Origin of the sequence: Enterobacter cloacae (assembly GCF_011078175.1) — a bacterium.
GTDB lineage: Bacteria > Pseudomonadota > Gammaproteobacteria > Enterobacterales > Enterobacteriaceae > Enterobacter > Enterobacter cloacae_Q.
The window spans coordinates 49025-66383 of record NZ_JAALCJ010000005.1 but is presented as its reverse complement, the minus strand read 5'-3'; the positions used below and the strand labels follow the sequence as shown (position 1 = coordinate 66383).

Genomic DNA, 17359 nt, shown 5'->3' with positions numbered 1-17359 from the left:
GAAGAAGCAGGTTAGCGCCTATTTTCTCAGTTAAGCTGAAACGATTCAATTTCAGCAGGAGAGGAGAATCATGTTCCAGTTATCTGTTCAGGATATTCACCCGGGCGAACAGGCCGGGGATAAAGAAGAGGCTATTCGCCAGGTCGCCGCTGCGCTCGTGCAGGCTGGCAACGTGGCTGACGGCTACGTCAACGGCATGCTGGCGCGTGAACAGCAGACCTCCACCTTCCTCGGTAACGGTATTGCAATTCCGCACGGCACCACGGACACCCGCGATCAGGTGCTGAAAACCGGTGTGCAGGTTTTCCAGTTCCCGCAGGGCGTGCTGTGGGGCGAGGGTCAGGTGGCTTATGTGGCGATCGGCATCGCGGCCAGCGGTGACGAACACCTGGGCCTGCTGCGTCAGCTGACGCACGTGCTGAGCGATGATGCCGTCGCGGAACAGCTTAAATCCGCCACCACTGCTGAAGAGCTGCGTGCCCTGCTAATGGGCGAAAAGCAGCGCGAAGCGCTGAAGCTGGATAATGAAACCCTGACGCTGGACGTCGTTGCGTCCGATCTGGTCACCCTCCAGGCGCTGAACGCGGCTCGCCTGAAAGAGGTGGGCGCGGCAGATGCCGTTTTCGTCTCGCACACCATCAATGATAAGCCATTGAATCTGGGTCAGGGCATCTGGCTAAACGACAGTGCTGAAGGCAACTTGCGTAGCGCTATCGCGGTCAGCCGTGCTGCGGTTGCCTTTGAGACAGACGGCGAACGCGCCGCGATGCTGATAACGGTTGCGATGGCTGACGATCGGCCGGTTTCCGTACTGAAGCGTCTGGGCGATCTGCTGCTGAACAACAAAGCTGAAAAATTGCTGAACGCCGATGCGGCGACCGTGCTGGCTCTGCTGACCAGTGACGATGCGCTGACGGATGACCTGCTAAGTGCAGAGTACGTGGTGCGTAACGAACACGGCCTGCATGCCCGTCCGGGCACCATGCTGGTGAATACCATTAAACAATTTGAAAGTGAGATCACCGTGACCAATCTGGACGGTTCGGGTAAACCAGCCAACGGGCGCAGCCTGATGAAAGTGGTCGCGCTGGGCGTGAAGAAAGGCCATCGTCTGCGCTTCACCGCGCAGGGTGCGGATGCTGAACAGGCGCTGAAAGCGATTGGCGACGCCATCGCGGCCGGTCTGGGGGAGGGCGCATAATGAGCAGACGTGTTGCGACCATTACGCTGAACCCGGCTTACGATCTGGTGGGTTTCTGCCCGGAAATTGAACGTGGCGAAGTTAACCTGGTGCGGACGACCGGCCTGCATGCCGCAGGGAAAGGGATTAATGTGGCGAAAGTGCTGAAAGATCTCGGCATCGACGTCACCGTAGGCGGCTTCCTCGGTAAAGACAACCAGGACGGTTTTCAGCAGTTGTTCAGTGAACTGGGCATCGCCAACCGTTTTCAGGTTGTACAGGGCCGTACCCGCATCAACGTTAAGCTGACCGAGAAAGACGGTGAAGTAACCGATCTGAACTTCTCCGGCTTTGAAGTCACCCCGGCGGACTGGGAGCGCTTTGTTGCCGATTCCCTGAGCTGGCTGGGCCAGTTTGATATGGTGTGCGTCAGCGGCAGTCTGCCGTCCGGCGTCAGCCCGGAAGCGTTCACCGACTGGATGACGCGCCTGCGCAGCCAGTGCCCGTGCATTATTTTCGACAGCAGCCGCGACGCGCTGGTCGCCGGTCTGAAAGCCTCGCCATGGCTGGTTAAGCCTAACCGCCGCGAACTGGAGATCTGGGCGGGCCGTAAGTTGCCAGAATTAAAGGATGTGATTGACGCTGCCCATGCGCTGCGCGAGCAGGGTATCGCTCACGTGGTGATTTCTCTGGGTGCAGAAGGTGCCCTGTGGGTTAACGCCTCCGGGGAATGGATTGCCAAACCGCCGTCAATGGAAGTGGTGAGCACCGTTGGCGCAGGGGATTCGATGGTTGGCGGCCTGATTTACGGCCTGCTGATGCGCGAATCCAGTGAACATACCTTACGTCTTGCTACCGCCGTTGCGGCCCTGGCCGTGAGCCAGAGCAATGTCGGTATTACCGATCGTACCCAGTTAGCCGCGATGATGGCGCGCGTTGACTTAAAACCTTTTAACTAACAGCAGGAGAGGAATAATGAAAACGCTGCTGATCATTGACTCCGGTCTCGGACAGGCTCGTGCCTATATGGCGAAGACCCTGCTGGGCGCGGCGGCACAAAAAGCGCATCTGGAAATCATTGATAATCCGGGTGATGCTGAAATGGCGATTGTTCTGGGCGACAAAATCCCTGCGGACAGCGCCCTGAACGGCAAAAAAGTGTGGCTGGGCGATATTAATCGCGCGGTGGCACACCCTGAACTGTTTCTGAGCGAAGCAAAAGGCCATGCGACGGTTTACAGCGCACCCGTTGAGGCGGCGCCGGTTGCCGCCGCTGGGCCGAAACGCATTGTTGCGGTAACGGCCTGCCCGACAGGTGTAGCTCACACCTTTATGGCGGCTGAAGCCATTGAAACCGAAGCGAAAAAACGAGGCTGGTGGGTGAAGGTTGAAACCCGCGGCTCTGTTGGCGCGGGCAACGCCATCACGCCGGAAGAGGTGGCGGAAGCCGATCTGGTGATTGTGGCGGCCGATATCGAAGTGGATCTGGCGAAGTTTGCCGGGAAGCCGATGTACCGCACTTCTACAGGCCTGGCGCTAAAGAAAACTGCGCAGGAGTTTGATAAGGCGCTGGCAGAAGCCAAACCGTATCAGGCAACCGGTGCGGCTAAAACTGCGACTGAAGGGAAAAAAGAGTCTGCGGGTGCGTATCGCCACCTGCTGACCGGCGTATCCTACATGCTGCCGATGGTGGTGGCGGGCGGCCTGTGTATTGCGCTCTCCTTCGCCTTTGGTATCGAGGCGTTTAAAGAGCCGGGCACGCTGGCGGCAGCCTTGATGCAGATTGGCGGTGGCTCCGCGTTTGCGCTGATGGTGCCGGTGCTGGCGGGCTTTATCGCCTTCTCCATTGCTGACCGTCCGGGTCTGACGCCGGGTCTTATCGGCGGTATGCTGGCCGTGAGCACCGGTTCTGGCTTTATCGGCGGTATCATCGCCGGTTTCCTTGCCGGTTATGTGGCGAAGCTGATTAGCTCGAAACTGAAGCTGCCGCAGAGCATGGAGGCGCTGAAACCTATCCTTATCATTCCGCTGATCTCCAGCCTGGTGGTCGGTCTGGCGATGATTTACCTGATTGGTAAACCGGTCGCGGGCATTCTGGAAGGTCTGACCCACTGGCTGCAAACCATGGGGACGGCGAACGCGGTGCTGTTGGGCGCAATCCTCGGCGGTATGATGTGTACCGACATGGGGGGTCCTGTAAACAAAGCGGCATATGCGTTTGGCGTTGGCCTGCTGAGTACCCAGACCTATGCGCCGATGGCGGCGATCATGGCGGCAGGTATGGTGCCACCGCTGGCGCTTGGCCTGGCGACAATCATTGCCCGTCGTAAGTTCGATAAAGCGCAGCAGGAAGGCGGTAAAGCGGCGCTGGTGCTGGGCCTGTGCTTTATCACTGAAGGCGCAATCCCGTTTGCGGCACGCGATCCAATGCGTGTTCTGCCATGCTGTATCGTGGGCGGCGCAGTCACTGGCGCTATCTCCATGGCGGTAGGTGCGAAACTGATGGCGCCGCACGGCGGTCTGTTCGTCCTGCTGATCCCTGGCGCCATCACGCCGGTGCTGGGTTATCTGCTGGCGATTGTTGTAGGTACGCTGGTGGCGGGCCTGTCTTACGCGGTGCTGAAGCGACCGGAAGCGGAAGCAAAAGCAGCCTAAAAGAGGTGTCGGGTGGCGGCTTCGCCTTACCCGACCTGCAAAAAAAAGCCGGGCCGCATTACGCACCCGGCTTTTTTTATGCCGCCTGTTCAGCGGTCTGCTGCGCCTTTAGCCAGGCAATTTCTTCTGCCCAGATATCCGGATTGATGGTTTCCAGCACCATTGGAATACCGTCGAAGCGGGCGTCCTGCATGATAAAGCGGAACGCATCGTGGCCGATGTTGCCTTCGCCCAGGCTGTGGTGACGGTCAACGCGGCTGCCGAACGCGCTTTTCGCATCGTTTAAGTGCATACCGCGAAGATACTGAAAGCCAACAATGCGCTCGAACTCCTCGAAGGTATTTTTCGTGGCCTCGGTTGTGCGCAGATCATAACCGGCGGCAAACGCGTGGCAGGTATCAATGCACACGCCCACGCGGGATTTGTCTTCCACGCCGTCGATGATCGCCGCCAGATGCTCAAACTTAAAGCCGAGGTTGCTGCCCTGACCGGCGGTATTTTCAATCACCGCCGTCACGCCCCGGGTTTTATCCAGCGTCATGTTAATAGACTCGGCGATGCGCGCCAGACAGGCGTCTTCGTCGATTTGCATCAGATGGCTGCCGGGATGGAAGTTCAGCAGCGTCAGCCCCAGTTGTTCACAGCGCTGAACCTCATCCAGGAACGCTTCGCGGGATTTTTCCAGCGCCTCAGCAACCGGGTGGCCGAGGTTAATCAGATAGCTGTCGTGCGGAAGGATCTGGCCAGGCCCGTAGCCGTATTTCTCACAGGCGGCTTTGAAATCATCAATCACTTCAGCGGTGAGCGCTGCGGCGCGCCACTGGCGCTGGTTTTTGGTGAACAGGGCGAAAGCGGTCGCCTCGATTTCGGCGGCGCGAATGGCGGCATTCGCAAGGCCACCGGCAGCGCTGACGTGCGCGCCAACATATTTCATAAAAAGACTCCTGTTAACCCAAAATGCCTATGATAACGGGTTAACAGGAGAAGGACGAGAGGGTTTATGCCAACAGGCTGTGTACCGCAAGGTTAATCGCACCGCCGCCAACTATCAGCCAGATGAAGAGCACCAGCGCCATCAGCAGCGGCTTCGCACCGGCTTTTTTCAGCGCGCTGACGTGAGTGGTTACGCCCAGCGCCGCCATCGCCATCGCCAGCAGCACCGTATCGAGCGTCACCAGCATATCTACCACCGCTTTTGGCAGCAGGTGGAAGGAGTTAAAGATGGCGACCACGATGAACAGGATCGCAAACCACGGAATGGTGATTTTGCTTTTCTCGCTGCCGCCCGCCGGAGCCAGCTGCTTAACCCGCGCAGCCAGGAAAATCAGGAACGGGGCCAGCATCATCACGCGCAGCATTTTGGCGATGACCGCCGCGTTTTCCGCTTCCGGGTTAATGGCGTGACCTGCCGCCACCACCTGCGCCACTTCGTGCATGGTTGAGCCGATATAGATACCGTAAGTTTCCGGGCTAAACCAGTGCGCCACCAGCGGGTACATGGCCGGATACAGGAAGATCGCCAGCGTACCGAAGATAACTACCGTCGCGACGGCAACCGTGACTTTACTGGCTTCGGCTTTAACGACGGGTTCTGTTGCCAGTACCGCCGCTGCGCCGCAGATGCTGCTGCCCGCACCGATCAGCCAGCTGGTCTGTTTGTCCAGCCCAAAGATCTTCTGGCCGATAAAGCACGCCAGTAAAAAGGTGCTCGAAAGGGTCAGGACGTCAATGGCAATCCCGCTGACGCCCACATCCGCAATCTGCGAAAAGGTGAGGCGGAAGCCATACAGAATAATCCCGAGACGTAATAAATGCTGCTTGGCGAAAATCACGCCGCCGTCGCACGATTTCCAGATGTGCGGGTAAACGGTGTTCCCGACCACCATGCCGAGCAGAATGGCCAGCGTCAGGGCGCTGAACCCTGCACCGGCAACCGCCGGTATACTGCCGCCCCATAAGGCTACGCCGGTAACCACGGCGCTGAGCGCAAGACCCGGCACGAAGTGCCACACTGTACGATGATGTTGTAAGGTGAGTTCTGACATAACCTTCTCCTTTGTCTGGCTAAAGGATACGGCGCTCTGGCTTAAAAATAAAATTGATTATATATTTATAATTAATCTTTATAAGTGGTAAGCAACCATGCACATTACATTGCGTCAGCTGGAAGTTTTTGCCGAAGTGCTGAAAAGCGGTTCGACAACCCAGGCGTCACAAATGCTGGCGCTCTCGCAGTCCGCCGTCAGCGCGGCCTTGACCGATCTTGAAGGACAACTGGGCGTGCAGCTTTTCGACAGGGTAGGAAAACGGCTGGTGGTGAACGAACATGGCCGCCTGCTGTACCCGCGTGCCCTGGCCTTGCTGGAGCAGGCAACGGAGATCGAACAGCTGTTCCGCGAGGACAACGGCGCGATTCGCGTTTACGCCAGCAGCACTATCGGTAACTACATCCTGCCGGAAGTGATTGCCCGCTACCGCCGGGATTTTCCGACCCTGCCGCTGGAGATGAGCGTCGGCAACAGCCAGGACGTGATTAACGCGGTGATTGATTTCCGCGTGGACATTGGTCTTATCGAAGGGCCATGCCATAACGTCGATATCATTGCGGAGCCCTGGCTTGAGGATGAGCTGGTGGTGTTTGCCTCCCCGGCCTCTTCTTTACTACAGGGCGAGGTCACGCTGGAGCGGCTGGCGCAGGCGCAGTGGATCCTGCGAGAGCAGGGCTCCGGTACGCGTGAGATTGTCGATTATCTGCTGCTGTCCCATCTGCCGCAGTTCCAGTTAGGGATGGAGTTAGGTAACTCCGAAGCCATTAAGCATGCGGTACGTCATGGCCTGGGTATCAGCTGTCTTTCCCGGCGGGTGATCGCCGAACAGCTGGAAACCGGCTCTCTGGTTGAGATCCCCGTTCCGCTGCCGAAGCTGGTGCGCACGCTGTGGTGCATCCATCATCGTCAGAAACATCTTTCCAGCTCGCTCCAGCGTTTTCTGCGTTACTGCGCCATTTAGCGTTTCCCGGTGGCGCTTCGCTTACCGGGGCAACGCGCGCTTATCATCCTGTATTTTTATGCTTTACTTATAATCCTGGCCGAGTCATGAAGCTCTCTTATAACTGAGCATTTCTGCCGGAAGCAACGCAGATCGTCTGCTACAATCGCGCCTCATTTATTGAATGGACAGCATTTTCACATGGTTTCAGAAACTAAAACCACAGAAGCGCCCGCGCTACGTCGCGCACTTAAGGCGCGTCACCTGACGATGATCGCCATTGGCGGCTCCATCGGTACGGGTCTTTTCGTTGCCTCTGGCGCAACAATTTCGGCAGCCGGCCCGGGTGGGGCATTATTCTCTTATATCCTGATTGGCCTGATGGTCTACTTCCTGATGACCAGCCTGGGCGAACTGGCGGCATACATGCCGGTGTCTGGATCGTTTTCGACCTACGGACAAAAATACGTTGAGGAAGGCTTCGGCTTCGCGCTGGGCTGGAACTACTGGTACAACTGGGCGGTGACCATCGCCGTTGACCTCGTCGCCGCACAGCTGGTCATGACCTGGTGGTTCCCGGACACGCCAGGCTGGATCTGGAGCGCCCTGTTCCTGGCGGTTATCTTCCTGCTGAACTACATCTCTGTTCGCGGTTTCGGCGAAGCGGAATACTGGTTCTCTTTGATTAAAGTGGCAACCGTCATCATCTTTATCGTCGTCGGTGTGGCGATGATCGTTGGTATTTTCAAAGGGGCTGAACCGGCGGGCTGGAGTAACTGGACGATAGGCGATGCGCCGTTTGCCGGGGGCTTCTCCGCGATGATTGGCGTGGCGATGATTGTCGGCTTCTCTTTCCAGGGCACGGAGCTGATTGGTATTGCGGCCGGTGAATCCGAAAATCCGGAGAAGAACATTCCGCGCGCGGTGCGTCAGGTGTTCTGGCGTATCCTGCTGTTCTATGTGTTCGCTATCCTGATTATCAGCCTGATCATTCCGTATACCGACCCAAGCCTGCTGCGTAACGACGTAAAAGACATCAGCGTCAGCCCGTTCACCCTGGTCTTCCAGCATGCGGGTCTGCTCTCTGCGGCGGCGGTGATGAACGCGGTGATCCTGACGGCGGTACTGTCTGCGGGTAACTCCGGGATGTACGCCTCCACCCGCATGCTCTACACCCTGGCCTGCGACGGTAAAGCGCCACGTATTTTCTCGAAACTGTCTCGCGGTGGCGTGCCGCGCAACGCGCTGTATGCGACCACGGTGATTGCCGGTCTCTGTTTCCTGACCTCCATGTTCGGTAACCAGACGGTTTACCTGTGGCTGCTTAACACCTCTGGTATGACGGGCTTCATTGCCTGGCTGGGCATTGCCATCAGCCACTACCGTTTTCGTCGCGGGTACGTCAAGCAGGGACATGACCTGAATAATCTGCCGTACCGTTCAGGGTTCTTCCCGCTGGGGCCGATCTTCGCCTTCGTTCTGTGCCTGATCATTACCCTGGGCCAGAACTATGAGGCCTTCCTTGCGGACACCATTGACTGGGGCGCCGTTACGGCCACCTATATTGGCATTCCGCTGTTCCTGATCATCTGGTTTGGCTACAAACTGACGAAAGGAACACGCTTCGTTCGCTACAGTGAAATGGATTTCCCGGAACGATTTAAACGCTAACCGCACTTCCTCTCTTTTAGCCCGCTCTACCGAGCGGGCTTTTTTATGGGCAGGTCAGAAGCTGTAGGTCATGCCAACGGTATAGCGGCGGCCATCCAGCACGGTGTCATACGTATCGTAATCAATCTGCTTATCGAGCACGTTATACACTCCGGCAGTAACCAGCAGGTTTTTGTTGGCGTTGTAGCGCATACCGACATCAACCTGAGTGTAGGACGGCGTACCCTGGGACATTGACGTACGGCTCAGGTACTCAGAGGTTTTACCGCGCAGGTTCAGACGGCTCCAGAAACCGACGTCGGGCGTCGCCTGCCAGTCCAGGGTGGTGTTGAACATGTGTTTCGGCATTTTGTTCAGTGGCTTGCCGGAGAACTGGCCGCTCTTCTGCTCGGACTCTGTATAGGTGTAGTTTGCAGTCCAGTTCACATCACGCGTGATCTTCCACCCGAAGGAGGACTCCACACCGCGCATGTTAGCTTTGTCCACGTTGACGCGATCGCTGACGAAATCATAGCTATGACCGCCAATCGTACAGGCGGGATCGGCGCTGCTGTTACAGCGGCGAACTTCCGTAATTTTGTCCTTGAAGTCGGTATTAAACAGCGTCACACCGGCATTGAGGTTATCGTTGTTATCCCAGAGCAGGGCGAGCTCTTCGCTCAGGCTCTTCTCTGGTTTCAGATCCGGGTTGCCGACGATGATACCGTCAAGACGGCCGCCACCTGTCACCTGGCCCCAGCTGGCAGACGACTGACGCAGATCCGGCGCACGATAGCCAGCAGAAACCCCGCCTTTCAACGTCCACCGATCGGCCAGGTGCCATACGCCGTAACCGCGCGGCGTCCAGTTAGTGCCGTAGTTTTGGTCTTTGTCCATACGCAGGCCGCCGGTGAACGTAAAGCTTTCCGTCATTGCCCATTCATCTTCGGCAAACAGGGCCCAGCTCCAGCGCGTCAGTTTGTTCAGACCGTCAGCAGCTTCCAGCTGATTACCCTTGTCGCGCAGTTTCTCATACCGATACTGCCCGCCGAGGGTCAACGTATGATCGCCGAGGAAAATCTGGTTCTGGTTGTTGAAGGTGGTGTTATAGGAGCGCATTTTGCGACCAGGATTATTGGTCTCTTCCTGCTGGATATAGCTGGTGGTATTGAAGTCTTCGTAATAACCACTGTGGGTTAACGAGTAGGTCGTGTGCTCATAGCGCGAGTCGCTTTTGGTATTTGGCGTACAGGTTGTTCCCCGGCAGGTTTCAGCCGCTTTCGACATCCCCGGGGTGCTGTTTCTGTCCTGAAGCTCGCGAGCAAAATCAAGATCGAAATCGTTCTTCTCGTCCGGCGTGAAGTTCAGCGTAATGCCACCGTTACGCATTTTCTGCTCGTTATAGCCGTTCACGATTTTATCTTCTGCACGCCGTGACAACAGCCCCGTCACTTTTGCGCCCAGCAGTCCGTCAATCAGGGGACCAGAAGCGTAGGCGTTGGTCTGGAAGATATCGCCGGAATCATGGTTTTCCTGGAAGGTTGCATCGCCATGCAACGAACCGGTCCAGGCTTTGGTGTTCGAGACTTTTTTGGTAATGACGTTGATGACGCCACCCATAGCATCGGAGCCGTAAAGCGAGGACATCGGGCCGCGGATGACCTCGATACGCTCAATGGACTCCAGCGGCGGCAGCCAGCCTTGTTCAATTCCCGAGTTGTCGCTGTTGGGGCGGGTGCTTCGCGTACTGACGCGTTTGCCGTTCACCAGGAACAGGGTGTACTGAGAGGCCATGCCGCGAATACTGATGTCACTGCTACTCCCGCCGCCAGTGACGACAACGCCCGGGACGTCTCTCAGGGCATCGGTAACATCACGGTAGGCTTTATCTTCAATCTGCTGTTTGGAAATTACAGAGATGGAGGCGGGGGCATTCTGGATTTTTTGTTCAAAACCCGTCGCAGTGACGACAACGGTGTCCCGATCGTCTGCGTGAACGAAGGGGGAACATGTGGCAGCGCCAATGGCGACGGCCAGGAGCTTAATGCGGGGTATTGTCATTTGTACATTCCGTATAAAAATGAATAAAACTCCATCGGGATAACCCTGAGAACTGTATGTTTTTGTCTTGTAAGAACTCTTTGAGATGGAGAAGAGCCTGGAATTGTACAAAAGAATGTAGAATTGTAAACACAAATGATAATTGAAATCATTTGTGTTTGAGCGAGAAGGCAGAAAACAGGCTGGATTCAAGCGGATAGAAGTATGTAAAGAGGGGAAGGGGAAAGACCCGGCAGACATGAGGCGCTACCGGGCAAAAGGCGGAACTTACCTGAACAGATGCTCCGCATGGAAGCGGAGATGATCCTCAATAAAGGACGCCATGAAGTAATAGCTGTGGTCGTATCCCGGCTGAATGCGCAGCGTTAGCGGCCAGTCCTTCTGGCGCGCGGCTTCCGCCAGCACCGCAGGCTGTAGCTGTCCGGCGAGGAACTGATCCGTATCGCCCTGATCGATAAGCATCGGGATCGCATTCGCCGAATCGCTCGCCAGCATCAGCGCGCAGCTGTCCCATTCCTGCCATTTCTCTGCATCTTCACCCAGATAGTGCGTAAAGGCTTTTTGCCCCCACGGCACCTGCGTTGGGTTCACAATCGGCGCAAATGCGGACACGCTGGTGTATTTCCCCGGATTTTTCAGCGCCATTATCAGCGCGCCGTGGCCGCCCATCGAATGGCCGCTTATCGCGCAGCGCTCGCTGACTGTAAACTGAGATTGCACCAGGGCAGGCAGTTCATCGCGAATGTAGTCATACATGCGGTAATGGCTGGCCCAGGGCTGTTCGGTGGCGTTGAGATAGAATCCGGCACCTTTACCCAAATCGTATCCGGCATCGTCGGCCACGTCCTCGCCACGCGGGCTGGTGTCTGGCATTACCAGCGCTATGCCCAGTTCAGCGGCAATACGCTGGGCGCCCGCTTTGGTGGTGAAGTTTTCGTCGTTGCAGGTCAGGCCTGAAAGCCAGTACAGCACCGGTGGATTATCCGCAGGGGGCAGGAAAATGCTGAACGTCATAGCACATTTCAGCGTGGTGGAGTCGTGCCGCCAGCGCTGCTGTCGACCTTCAAAACAATGATGCTCTTCGAGCAGTTCCATGCAGGGCTCCTTAAAGGTAAGACGATTCATAAAACGCATAATACAGCGTTTTCATTGACCTGTGAGCAACTTTCACTTTCGCAGAACGTCGAGATGTTGCATCATGAATTTACTTTTCTTTAACAATTGGAGCGGTCATGGCGCTGCGTATCGCGCTCAGCGGATTTGTGGTTCTGGTCGTCGCAATGGGGATAGGGCGCTTCGCCTTCACGCCTCAGGTGCCGCTGATGATTGCTGCCGGGCAACTCACGCTTACCAGCGCGGGGCTGGTGGCGGCAATGAACTATCTGGGCTATCTGGTTGGGGCATGGGATGCCATGCGCGCCCATCGCTTCGTTGAAACGCGTCTCTGGCTTGGCATCACCGGTGCGGTGGCGCTGACGCTGCTCTCCGCGGCGGCAGATAATGCCGTCGTTCACGGTCTGCTGCGCTTTGCGATCGGCTGCATGAGCGGCTGGTCGATGGTGCTGATTGCCGCCTGGACCAACGAGCGGCTGGGGCAGCTGGGCAAACCGGGACTCAGTGCAGCCGTCTTTGCCGGACCCGGGGCCGGAATCGCCCTGAGCGGCCTGCTGGCGGTCTATATTCAGGCGAAATCCTTGTCCGCCGGGGCGGCATGGCAAATCTACGGCGTGCTGGCGCTGGTGCTGATTGTGCTGATCGCGCGCTACCTGCCGCGGTCCGGGCAGCTCCATCGGCCCGGTACCGCGCCTGAACCGCTGCTGCTGACCGCAGATCTCAAGCGTCTGGTCTGGAGCTACAGCCTGGCAGGGTTCGGCTATATCCTCCCGGCGACCTTTTTATCGCAAATGGCGGCGGTGCGTTTTCCCGGCAGCCTGTTTGCCCAGTTTGTCTGGCCGATATTTGGCGCCGCCTCGGTGGTGGGGATTGCGCTCAGCATTGCCCTACGGCATACATCAAGCGCTAACCGCAGGCTGGCGATTGTTCTGTGGTTACAGGGGATTGGCGTGCTGGCGGCCTGGCTGCTGCCGGGCATTGGCGGCTTGCTAACGGGCGGATTGCTGGTGGGCGGCGGGTTCCTCTGCGCCGTGCAGCTCTCTCTTCTGTACGGTCGCGAGCTGGCGCCAGACCATACGCGTTATATGGCGGGTCTGCTCACCACCGGGTATGCCATTGGCCAGCTGATTGGTCCGGTTACTTCGGCACTGTCGACCTGGCTCACGCACCGGCTGGAGCCTGCGCTGGGGCTGGCGGGGATCGCGCTGTTCGCTGGCGGGGCGTTAGTCTGGAACCGTCAGGCTGAAAGGCACCAGCAATTGCAATAATTATCGTCGTGAATACTGGATTATGTGCGTCGCCTCACGCACAATGAGCGCACACTTTTGCCACAACGAGGGCAAAAGACGCCACACCTGCAGGAGAAAAGAATGTCATCACTCAGTAAAGAAGCAGCCCTTGTCCATGAAGCGCTGGTTGCGCGCGGTCTTGAAACGCCACTGCGCCCGCCCGTGCAGGAGCTGGACAATGTTACCCGCAAGAGTCTGATCGCCGGCCATATGACGGAGATCATGCAACTGCTGAATCTCGATCTGAGCGACGACAGCCTGATGGAGACGCCGCACCGCATCGCGAAAATGTACGTCGACGAAATTTTCTCCGGCCTGGATTACGCGAACTTCCCGAAAATTACCGTCATTGAAAACAAGATGAAGGTCGATGAGATGGTGACGGTACGCGATATTACGCTGACCAGCACCTGCGAGCATCACTTTGTGACGATCGACGGTAAAGCGACGGTGGCCTATATTCCAAAAGATACGGTCATTGGCCTGTCCAAGATCAACCGCATCGTGCAGTTCTTTGCCCAGCGTCCGCAGGTGCAGGAACGTCTGACGCAGCAGATCCTGACCGCACTGCAAACCCTGTTGGGGACGAACAACGTGGCGGTCTCTATCGACGCGGTGCACTACTGTGTGAAAGCGCGCGGCGTGCGTGATGCAACCAGCGCTACCACCACCACCTCGCTGGGCGGTCTGTTCAAATCGAGCCAGAACACCCGCCAGGAGTTCCTGCGCGCCGTGCGTCACCACAACTAATCAGGCAGGGCAGGGACCATGGAGCGAAACGTCACGCTCGATTTTGTTCGCGGCGTCGCCATTCTCGGTATCCTGCTGCTGAATATCAGCGCCTTCGGTCTGCCGAAGGCCGCCTATCTGAATCCTGCGTGGTATGGCGACATCACGCGCAGTGACGCCTGGACGTGGGCAATTCTCGATCTCTTCGCACAGGTGAAATTCCTCACCCTCTTTGCGCTTCTGTTTGGCGCGGGACTTCAGCTTCTCCTCAAACGCGGTACGCGATGGATACAGTCGCGTTTAACGTTACTGGTTATCCTGGGTTTTATTCACGGGCTGCTTTTCTGGGACGGAGATATTCTGCTCGCGTATGGTCTGGTGGGTCTGATTTGCTGGCGGCTGATCCGCGACGCGCCCGGTGTAAAGAGCCTGTTTAACACCGGCGTGATGCTTTATGTCATGGGACTGTGCGTATTATTGCTGCTCGGCATGATTGCCGATGACGCCACCAGCCGTTCGTGGATCCCGGATGCAGCTAACCTGCAATATGAGCAATTCTGGAAGCTGAAAGGCGGCATAGAAGCGATCGGCAACCGGGCCGATATGCTCGGCGATAACCTGCTGGCGCTGGGCGCGCAATACGGCTGGCAGCTGGCGGGGATGATGCTGATGGGCGCAGCCCTGATGCGCACCGGCTGGCTGAAAGGGGAATTTAGCCTGCGACACTATCGTCGCACGGGAGCAGGGCTGGTGCTGCTCGGCGCGATCGTCAACCTCCCGGCGGTGATGATGCAGTGGCATCTTCAGTGGGATTACCGCTGGTGTGCGTTCCTGTTGCAGGTGCCGCGCGAACTGAGCGCGCCGTTCCAGACTATTGGCTATGCGGCGCTGATCTATGGCTTCTGGCCCCAGCTTTCCCGCCTGTGGATCGTCAGTGCGGTGGCCTGCGTTGGTCGGATGGCGTTAAGCAATTACATCCTGCAAACGCTGATATGCACCACGCTTTTCTACCGATTCGGCCTGTTTATGAAATTCGACCGCCTGACGCTGCTGGCGTTTGTTATTCCGGTCTGGATTGTTAACGTGGTGTTTTCGGTTGTCTGGCTGCGTTTTTTCCGCCAGGGCCCGCTGGAATGGGCATGGCGACAGTTAACCGCTCGTGCTTCGGGTGTGTCATTACGTAATACATCCAGATAACGATCTGGATCACAATCATTAACAAAACGGATGTAAGCGTTTTCATCTGTGTGAGCTTCTTCACGTAGTCTCCTCTCTCTCGCTGCCAGAATAGCCACCTTGCTAAACACAGGGGGTGTCTGTGAGTTGCTGCAATCCTTTAAAGGATGGTGAATATGATCACCATTCGTGACGTCGCCCGCCAGGCGGGGGTTTCTGTTGCTACCGTTTCCCGCGTGCTGAACAACAGCGCGCTGGTCAGCCCTGAAACGCGTGAAACCGTAATGAAAGCCGTGAGCCAGCTGGGGTACCGGCCAAACGCCAATGCCCAGGCGCTGGCGACGCAGGTCAGCGATACCATTGGCGTAGTGGTGATGGACGTGTCGGACGCCTTCTTCGGTGCGCTGGTCAAAGCGGTGGACGTCGTTGCCCAGCAGCACCAGAAATATGTGCTGATTGGCAACAGCTATCACGAGGCTGAAAAAGAGCGTTATGCCATTGAAGTTCTGATCCGCCAGCGCTGTAACGCCCTGATTGTGCACTCTAAAGCCCTGAGCGATGAAGAGCTGGCCGGGTTTATGGAGCAGATCCCCGGCATGGTGCTAATCAACCGTATCGTTCCCGGCTACGCGCACCGCTGCGTCGGTCTGGATAACATCAGCGGCGCGATGATGGCGACGCGGATGCTCATCAGCAACGGTCATCAGCGCATTGGCTATCTGGCCTCAAGCCACGGTATAGAAGACGACATGATGCGCCGCGAGGGCTGGCAAAATGCCCTGAAAGAGCAGGGCATCGCGCCGCTGGAGAGCTGGGTAGGTACCGGTTCGCCGGACATGCAGGGCGGGGAAGCGGCAATGGTTGAACTGCTGGGGCGTAATCTTCAGCTGACGGCCGTGTTTGCCTATAACGACAGCATGGCGGCAGGTGCGCTTACCGCACTGAAAGACAATGGCATTGCGGTACCGCAGCATTTATCGCTGATCGGTTTTGACGATATTCCCATTGCCCGTTACACCGATCCGCAGCTGACAACGGTGCGTTACCCCATTGCGTCGATGGCGAAACTGGCGACAGAGCTGGCGTTACAGGGGGCGGCAGGGCTGTTAGATCCCAACGCAACGCATTGTTTTATGCCGACTTTAGTACGGCGCCATTCGGTCGCTATTCGGCAAACTGTGGCTCCGATCACTAACTGATAACATCACGTGATGTAACCGTTTTCAATCTGTGAGTAAATTCACAGTATCTTAACAAGCCGCTGTCTATGATGTCAGCGTTTTAGGGGCTGAAACACAATGTAACGGTGATTATTCACTTTTACCGTTACCAGAATGCCTCAAACAACGAATAAAACGCATTTCTGGAGCGTTACCGAACACGGAAGCTGGACATTTTATAAGTGAACTTCGGCGGTCAGTAACGATTTATTAACATCTGCCCGCCAGCCGTTTTTCACAAGAACTACCCTGCATAAAAAAAACCGGAGATACCATGAATAAGAAGGTGTTGACTCTGTCTGCCGTCATGGCAAGCATGCTTTTTGGCGCAGCAGCCCACGCTGCGGATACCCGTATTGGCGTGACTATCTATAAATACGACGACAACTTTATGTCTGTTGTGCGTAAAGCAATTGAAAAAGATGCTAAATCAGCGCCAGACGTGCAGCTGCTGATGAATGACTCCCAGAACGACCAGTCCAAACAGAACGATCAGATTGACGTTCTGCTGGCAAAAGGCGTGAAAGCGCTGGCTATTAACCTGGTCGACCCGGCAGCGGCAGGCACGGTTATCGAGAAAGCGCGCGGCCAGAATGTGCCAATCGTCTTCTTCAACAAAGAACCTTCCCGTAAAGCGCTGGATAGCTATGACAAAGCGTATTACGTCGGTACCGACTCCAAAGAGTCCGGTATTATCCAGGGCGATCTGATTGCCAAACACTGGGCCGCGAACCCGAACTGGGACCTGAACAAAGACGGTCAGATCCAGTTCGTTCTGCTGAAGGGCGAACCGGGCCACCCGGATGCTGAAGCACGTACCACCTACGTGATTAAAGAGCTGAACGACAAAGGCCTGAAAACCCAGCAGCTGGCGTTAGACACCGCAATGTGGGATACCGCTCAGGCGAAAGATAAGATGGATGCATGGCTCTCTGGTCCGAACGCCAACAAAATTGAAGTGGTCATCGCCAACAACGATGCAATGGCAATGGGTGCCGTTGAAGCGCTGAAAGCACACAACAAGTCCGCTATTCCTGTATTCGGTGTGGATGCCCTGCCAGAAGCGCTGGCGCTGGTGAAATCTGGTGCAATGGCCGGTACCGTGCTGAACGATGCCAACAACCAGGCGAAAGCCACCTTCGATCTGGCGAAAAACCTGGCCGACGGTAAAGGCGCCGCTGACGGGACTAACTGGAAAATTGACAACAAAATCGTTCGCGTTCCTTACGTGGGCGTTGACCAGTCCAACCTGGCTGAGTTTATCGGTAAATAAGTTATCTGAACTGTCTTCACTGGGC

General features: G+C 56.7%; 14 protein-coding genes. 10 read left to right on the top strand and 4 right to left on the bottom strand.

Annotated elements, in window-relative coordinates; genetic code table 11:
* Positions 1–70: 70 nt before the first annotated feature.
* Genes fruB through fruA form a run of 3 tightly spaced genes read left to right on the top strand, consistent with a single transcriptional unit; the run spans position 71 to position 3835 of the window.
* Positions 71–1201, top strand: coding sequence for a fused PTS fructose transporter subunit IIA/HPr protein (gene fruB / locus G6Q29_RS12295; protein ID WP_165465815.1), 1131 nt, complete (start codon positions 71–73; stop codon positions 1199–1201).
* Positions 1201–2139 carry a 1-phosphofructokinase gene (gene fruK / locus G6Q29_RS12290; protein ID WP_006811313.1) on the top strand — a complete coding sequence of 313 codons (939 nt, stop codon included), beginning with the start codon at positions 1201–1203 and terminating at the stop codon, positions 2137–2139. The genes fruB and fruK overlap by 1 nt, the downstream gene beginning before the upstream one ends.
* Before the next feature lie 16 nt (positions 2140–2155).
* The gene (fruA, locus tag G6Q29_RS12285) at positions 2156–3835 is read left to right on the top strand and encodes a PTS fructose transporter subunit IIBC (RefSeq protein ID WP_165465814.1); all 1680 of its coding nucleotides are present in this window, start codon (positions 2156–2158) and stop codon (positions 3833–3835) included.
* A 76-nt stretch (positions 3836–3911) separates the two neighbouring features.
* Here the strand turns inward: fruA and nfo are convergent, their stop codons facing one another.
* A complete protein-coding gene (gene nfo / locus G6Q29_RS12280; protein WP_165465813.1) occupies positions 3912–4769 on the bottom strand; it encodes a deoxyribonuclease IV in 858 nt (285 codons plus the stop codon).
* Positions 4770–4833: 64 nt separating this feature from the next.
* Positions 4834–5880: a YeiH family protein gene (locus G6Q29_RS12275; RefSeq protein WP_165465812.1), complete on the bottom strand. Its 1047-nt coding sequence runs from the start codon at positions 5878–5880 to the stop codon at positions 4834–4836.
* A gap of 97 nt (positions 5881–5977) precedes the next feature.
* On the opposite strand from G6Q29_RS12275, the gene yieE reads away from it, so the two are divergent.
* Together yieE and G6Q29_RS12265 are read left to right on the top strand one after the other, a co-directional pair.
* Positions 5978–6844 (top strand): DNA-binding transcriptional regulator YeiE, encoded by an 867-nt coding sequence (gene yieE / locus G6Q29_RS12270; RefSeq protein WP_017383387.1) that lies wholly within the window; start codon positions 5978–5980, stop codon positions 6842–6844.
* Between the two features lie 180 nt (positions 6845–7024).
* Complete coding sequence (locus G6Q29_RS12265) at positions 7025–8494, top strand: amino acid permease (RefSeq protein ID WP_165465811.1); 1470 nt, start codon at positions 7025–7027, stop codon at positions 8492–8494.
* Between the two features lie 54 nt (positions 8495–8548).
* Here the strand turns inward: G6Q29_RS12265 and G6Q29_RS12260 are convergent, their stop codons facing one another.
* Together G6Q29_RS12260 and fghA are read right to left on the bottom strand one after the other, a co-directional pair.
* Positions 8549–10534 carry a ligand-gated channel protein gene (locus tag G6Q29_RS12260; RefSeq protein WP_165465810.1) on the bottom strand — a complete coding sequence of 662 codons (1986 nt, stop codon included), beginning with the start codon at positions 10532–10534 and terminating at the stop codon, positions 8549–8551.
* A 267-nt stretch (positions 10535–10801) separates the two neighbouring features.
* Complete coding sequence (fghA, locus tag G6Q29_RS12255) at positions 10802–11629, bottom strand: S-formylglutathione hydrolase (RefSeq protein WP_165465809.1); 828 nt, start codon at positions 11627–11629, stop codon at positions 10802–10804.
* A gap of 137 nt (positions 11630–11766) precedes the next feature.
* Here fghA and G6Q29_RS12250 point away from each other — a divergent pair, with 137 nt between their 5' ends.
* From G6Q29_RS12250 to mglB, 5 genes are all read left to right on the top strand, one after another.
* A complete protein-coding gene (locus G6Q29_RS12250; RefSeq protein WP_165465808.1) occupies positions 11767–12915 on the top strand; it encodes a YbfB/YjiJ family MFS transporter in 1149 nt (382 codons plus the stop codon).
* 102 nt (positions 12916–13017) lie between these two features.
* Entirely contained in the window at positions 13018–13686 is a 669-nt protein-coding gene (gene folE / locus G6Q29_RS12245) for a GTP cyclohydrolase I FolE (RefSeq protein WP_017383384.1), read from the top strand.
* Between the two features lie 18 nt (positions 13687–13704).
* Complete coding sequence (gene yeiB / locus G6Q29_RS12240) at positions 13705–14862, top strand: DUF418 domain-containing protein YeiB (RefSeq protein WP_165465807.1); 1158 nt, start codon at positions 13705–13707, stop codon at positions 14860–14862.
* 155 nt (positions 14863–15017) lie between these two features.
* Positions 15018–16040 (top strand): HTH-type transcriptional regulator GalS, encoded by a 1023-nt coding sequence (gene galS / locus G6Q29_RS12235; RefSeq protein WP_165465806.1) that lies wholly within the window; start codon positions 15018–15020, stop codon positions 16038–16040.
* A gap of 295 nt (positions 16041–16335) precedes the next feature.
* A complete protein-coding gene (gene mglB, locus G6Q29_RS12230) occupies positions 16336–17334 on the top strand; it encodes a galactose/glucose ABC transporter substrate-binding protein MglB (protein WP_017383382.1) in 999 nt (332 codons plus the stop codon).
* Positions 17335–17359 lie beyond the last annotated feature (25 nt).

Excerpts from the sequence above, each read along its gene's own strand:
- fruA (WP_165465814.1), top strand. The coding sequence starts at position 2,156 with ATGAAAACGCTGCTGATCATTGACTCCGGTCTCGGACAGGCTCGTGCC.
- folE (WP_017383384.1), top strand. The coding sequence starts at position 13,018 with ATGTCATCACTCAGTAAAGAAGCAGCCCTTGTCCATGAAGCGCTGGTT.
- nfo (WP_165465813.1), bottom strand. The coding sequence starts at position 4,769 with ATGAAATATGTTGGCGCGCACGTCAGCGCTGCCGGTGGCCTTGCGAAT.
- G6Q29_RS12265 (WP_165465811.1), top strand. The coding sequence starts at position 7,025 with ATGGTTTCAGAAACTAAAACCACAGAAGCGCCCGCGCTACGTCGCGCA.
- G6Q29_RS12275 (WP_165465812.1), bottom strand. The coding sequence starts at position 5,880 with ATGTCAGAACTCACCTTACAACATCATCGTACAGTGTGGCACTTCGTG.
- yeiB (WP_165465807.1), top strand. The coding sequence starts at position 13,705 with ATGGAGCGAAACGTCACGCTCGATTTTGTTCGCGGCGTCGCCATTCTC.
- galS (WP_165465806.1), top strand. The coding sequence starts at position 15,018 with ATGATCACCATTCGTGACGTCGCCCGCCAGGCGGGGGTTTCTGTTGCT.
- fruK (WP_006811313.1), top strand. The coding sequence starts at position 1,201 with ATGAGCAGACGTGTTGCGACCATTACGCTGAACCCGGCTTACGATCTG.
- yieE (WP_017383387.1), top strand. The coding sequence starts at position 5,978 with ATGCACATTACATTGCGTCAGCTGGAAGTTTTTGCCGAAGTGCTGAAA.
- G6Q29_RS12250 (WP_165465808.1), top strand. The coding sequence starts at position 11,767 with ATGGCGCTGCGTATCGCGCTCAGCGGATTTGTGGTTCTGGTCGTCGCA.
- fghA (WP_165465809.1), bottom strand. The coding sequence starts at position 11,629 with ATGGAACTGCTCGAAGAGCATCATTGTTTTGAAGGTCGACAGCAGCGC.
- fruB (WP_165465815.1), top strand. The coding sequence starts at position 71 with ATGTTCCAGTTATCTGTTCAGGATATTCACCCGGGCGAACAGGCCGGG.
- G6Q29_RS12260 (WP_165465810.1), bottom strand. The coding sequence starts at position 10,534 with ATGACAATACCCCGCATTAAGCTCCTGGCCGTCGCCATTGGCGCTGCC.
- mglB (WP_017383382.1), top strand. The coding sequence starts at position 16,336 with ATGAATAAGAAGGTGTTGACTCTGTCTGCCGTCATGGCAAGCATGCTT.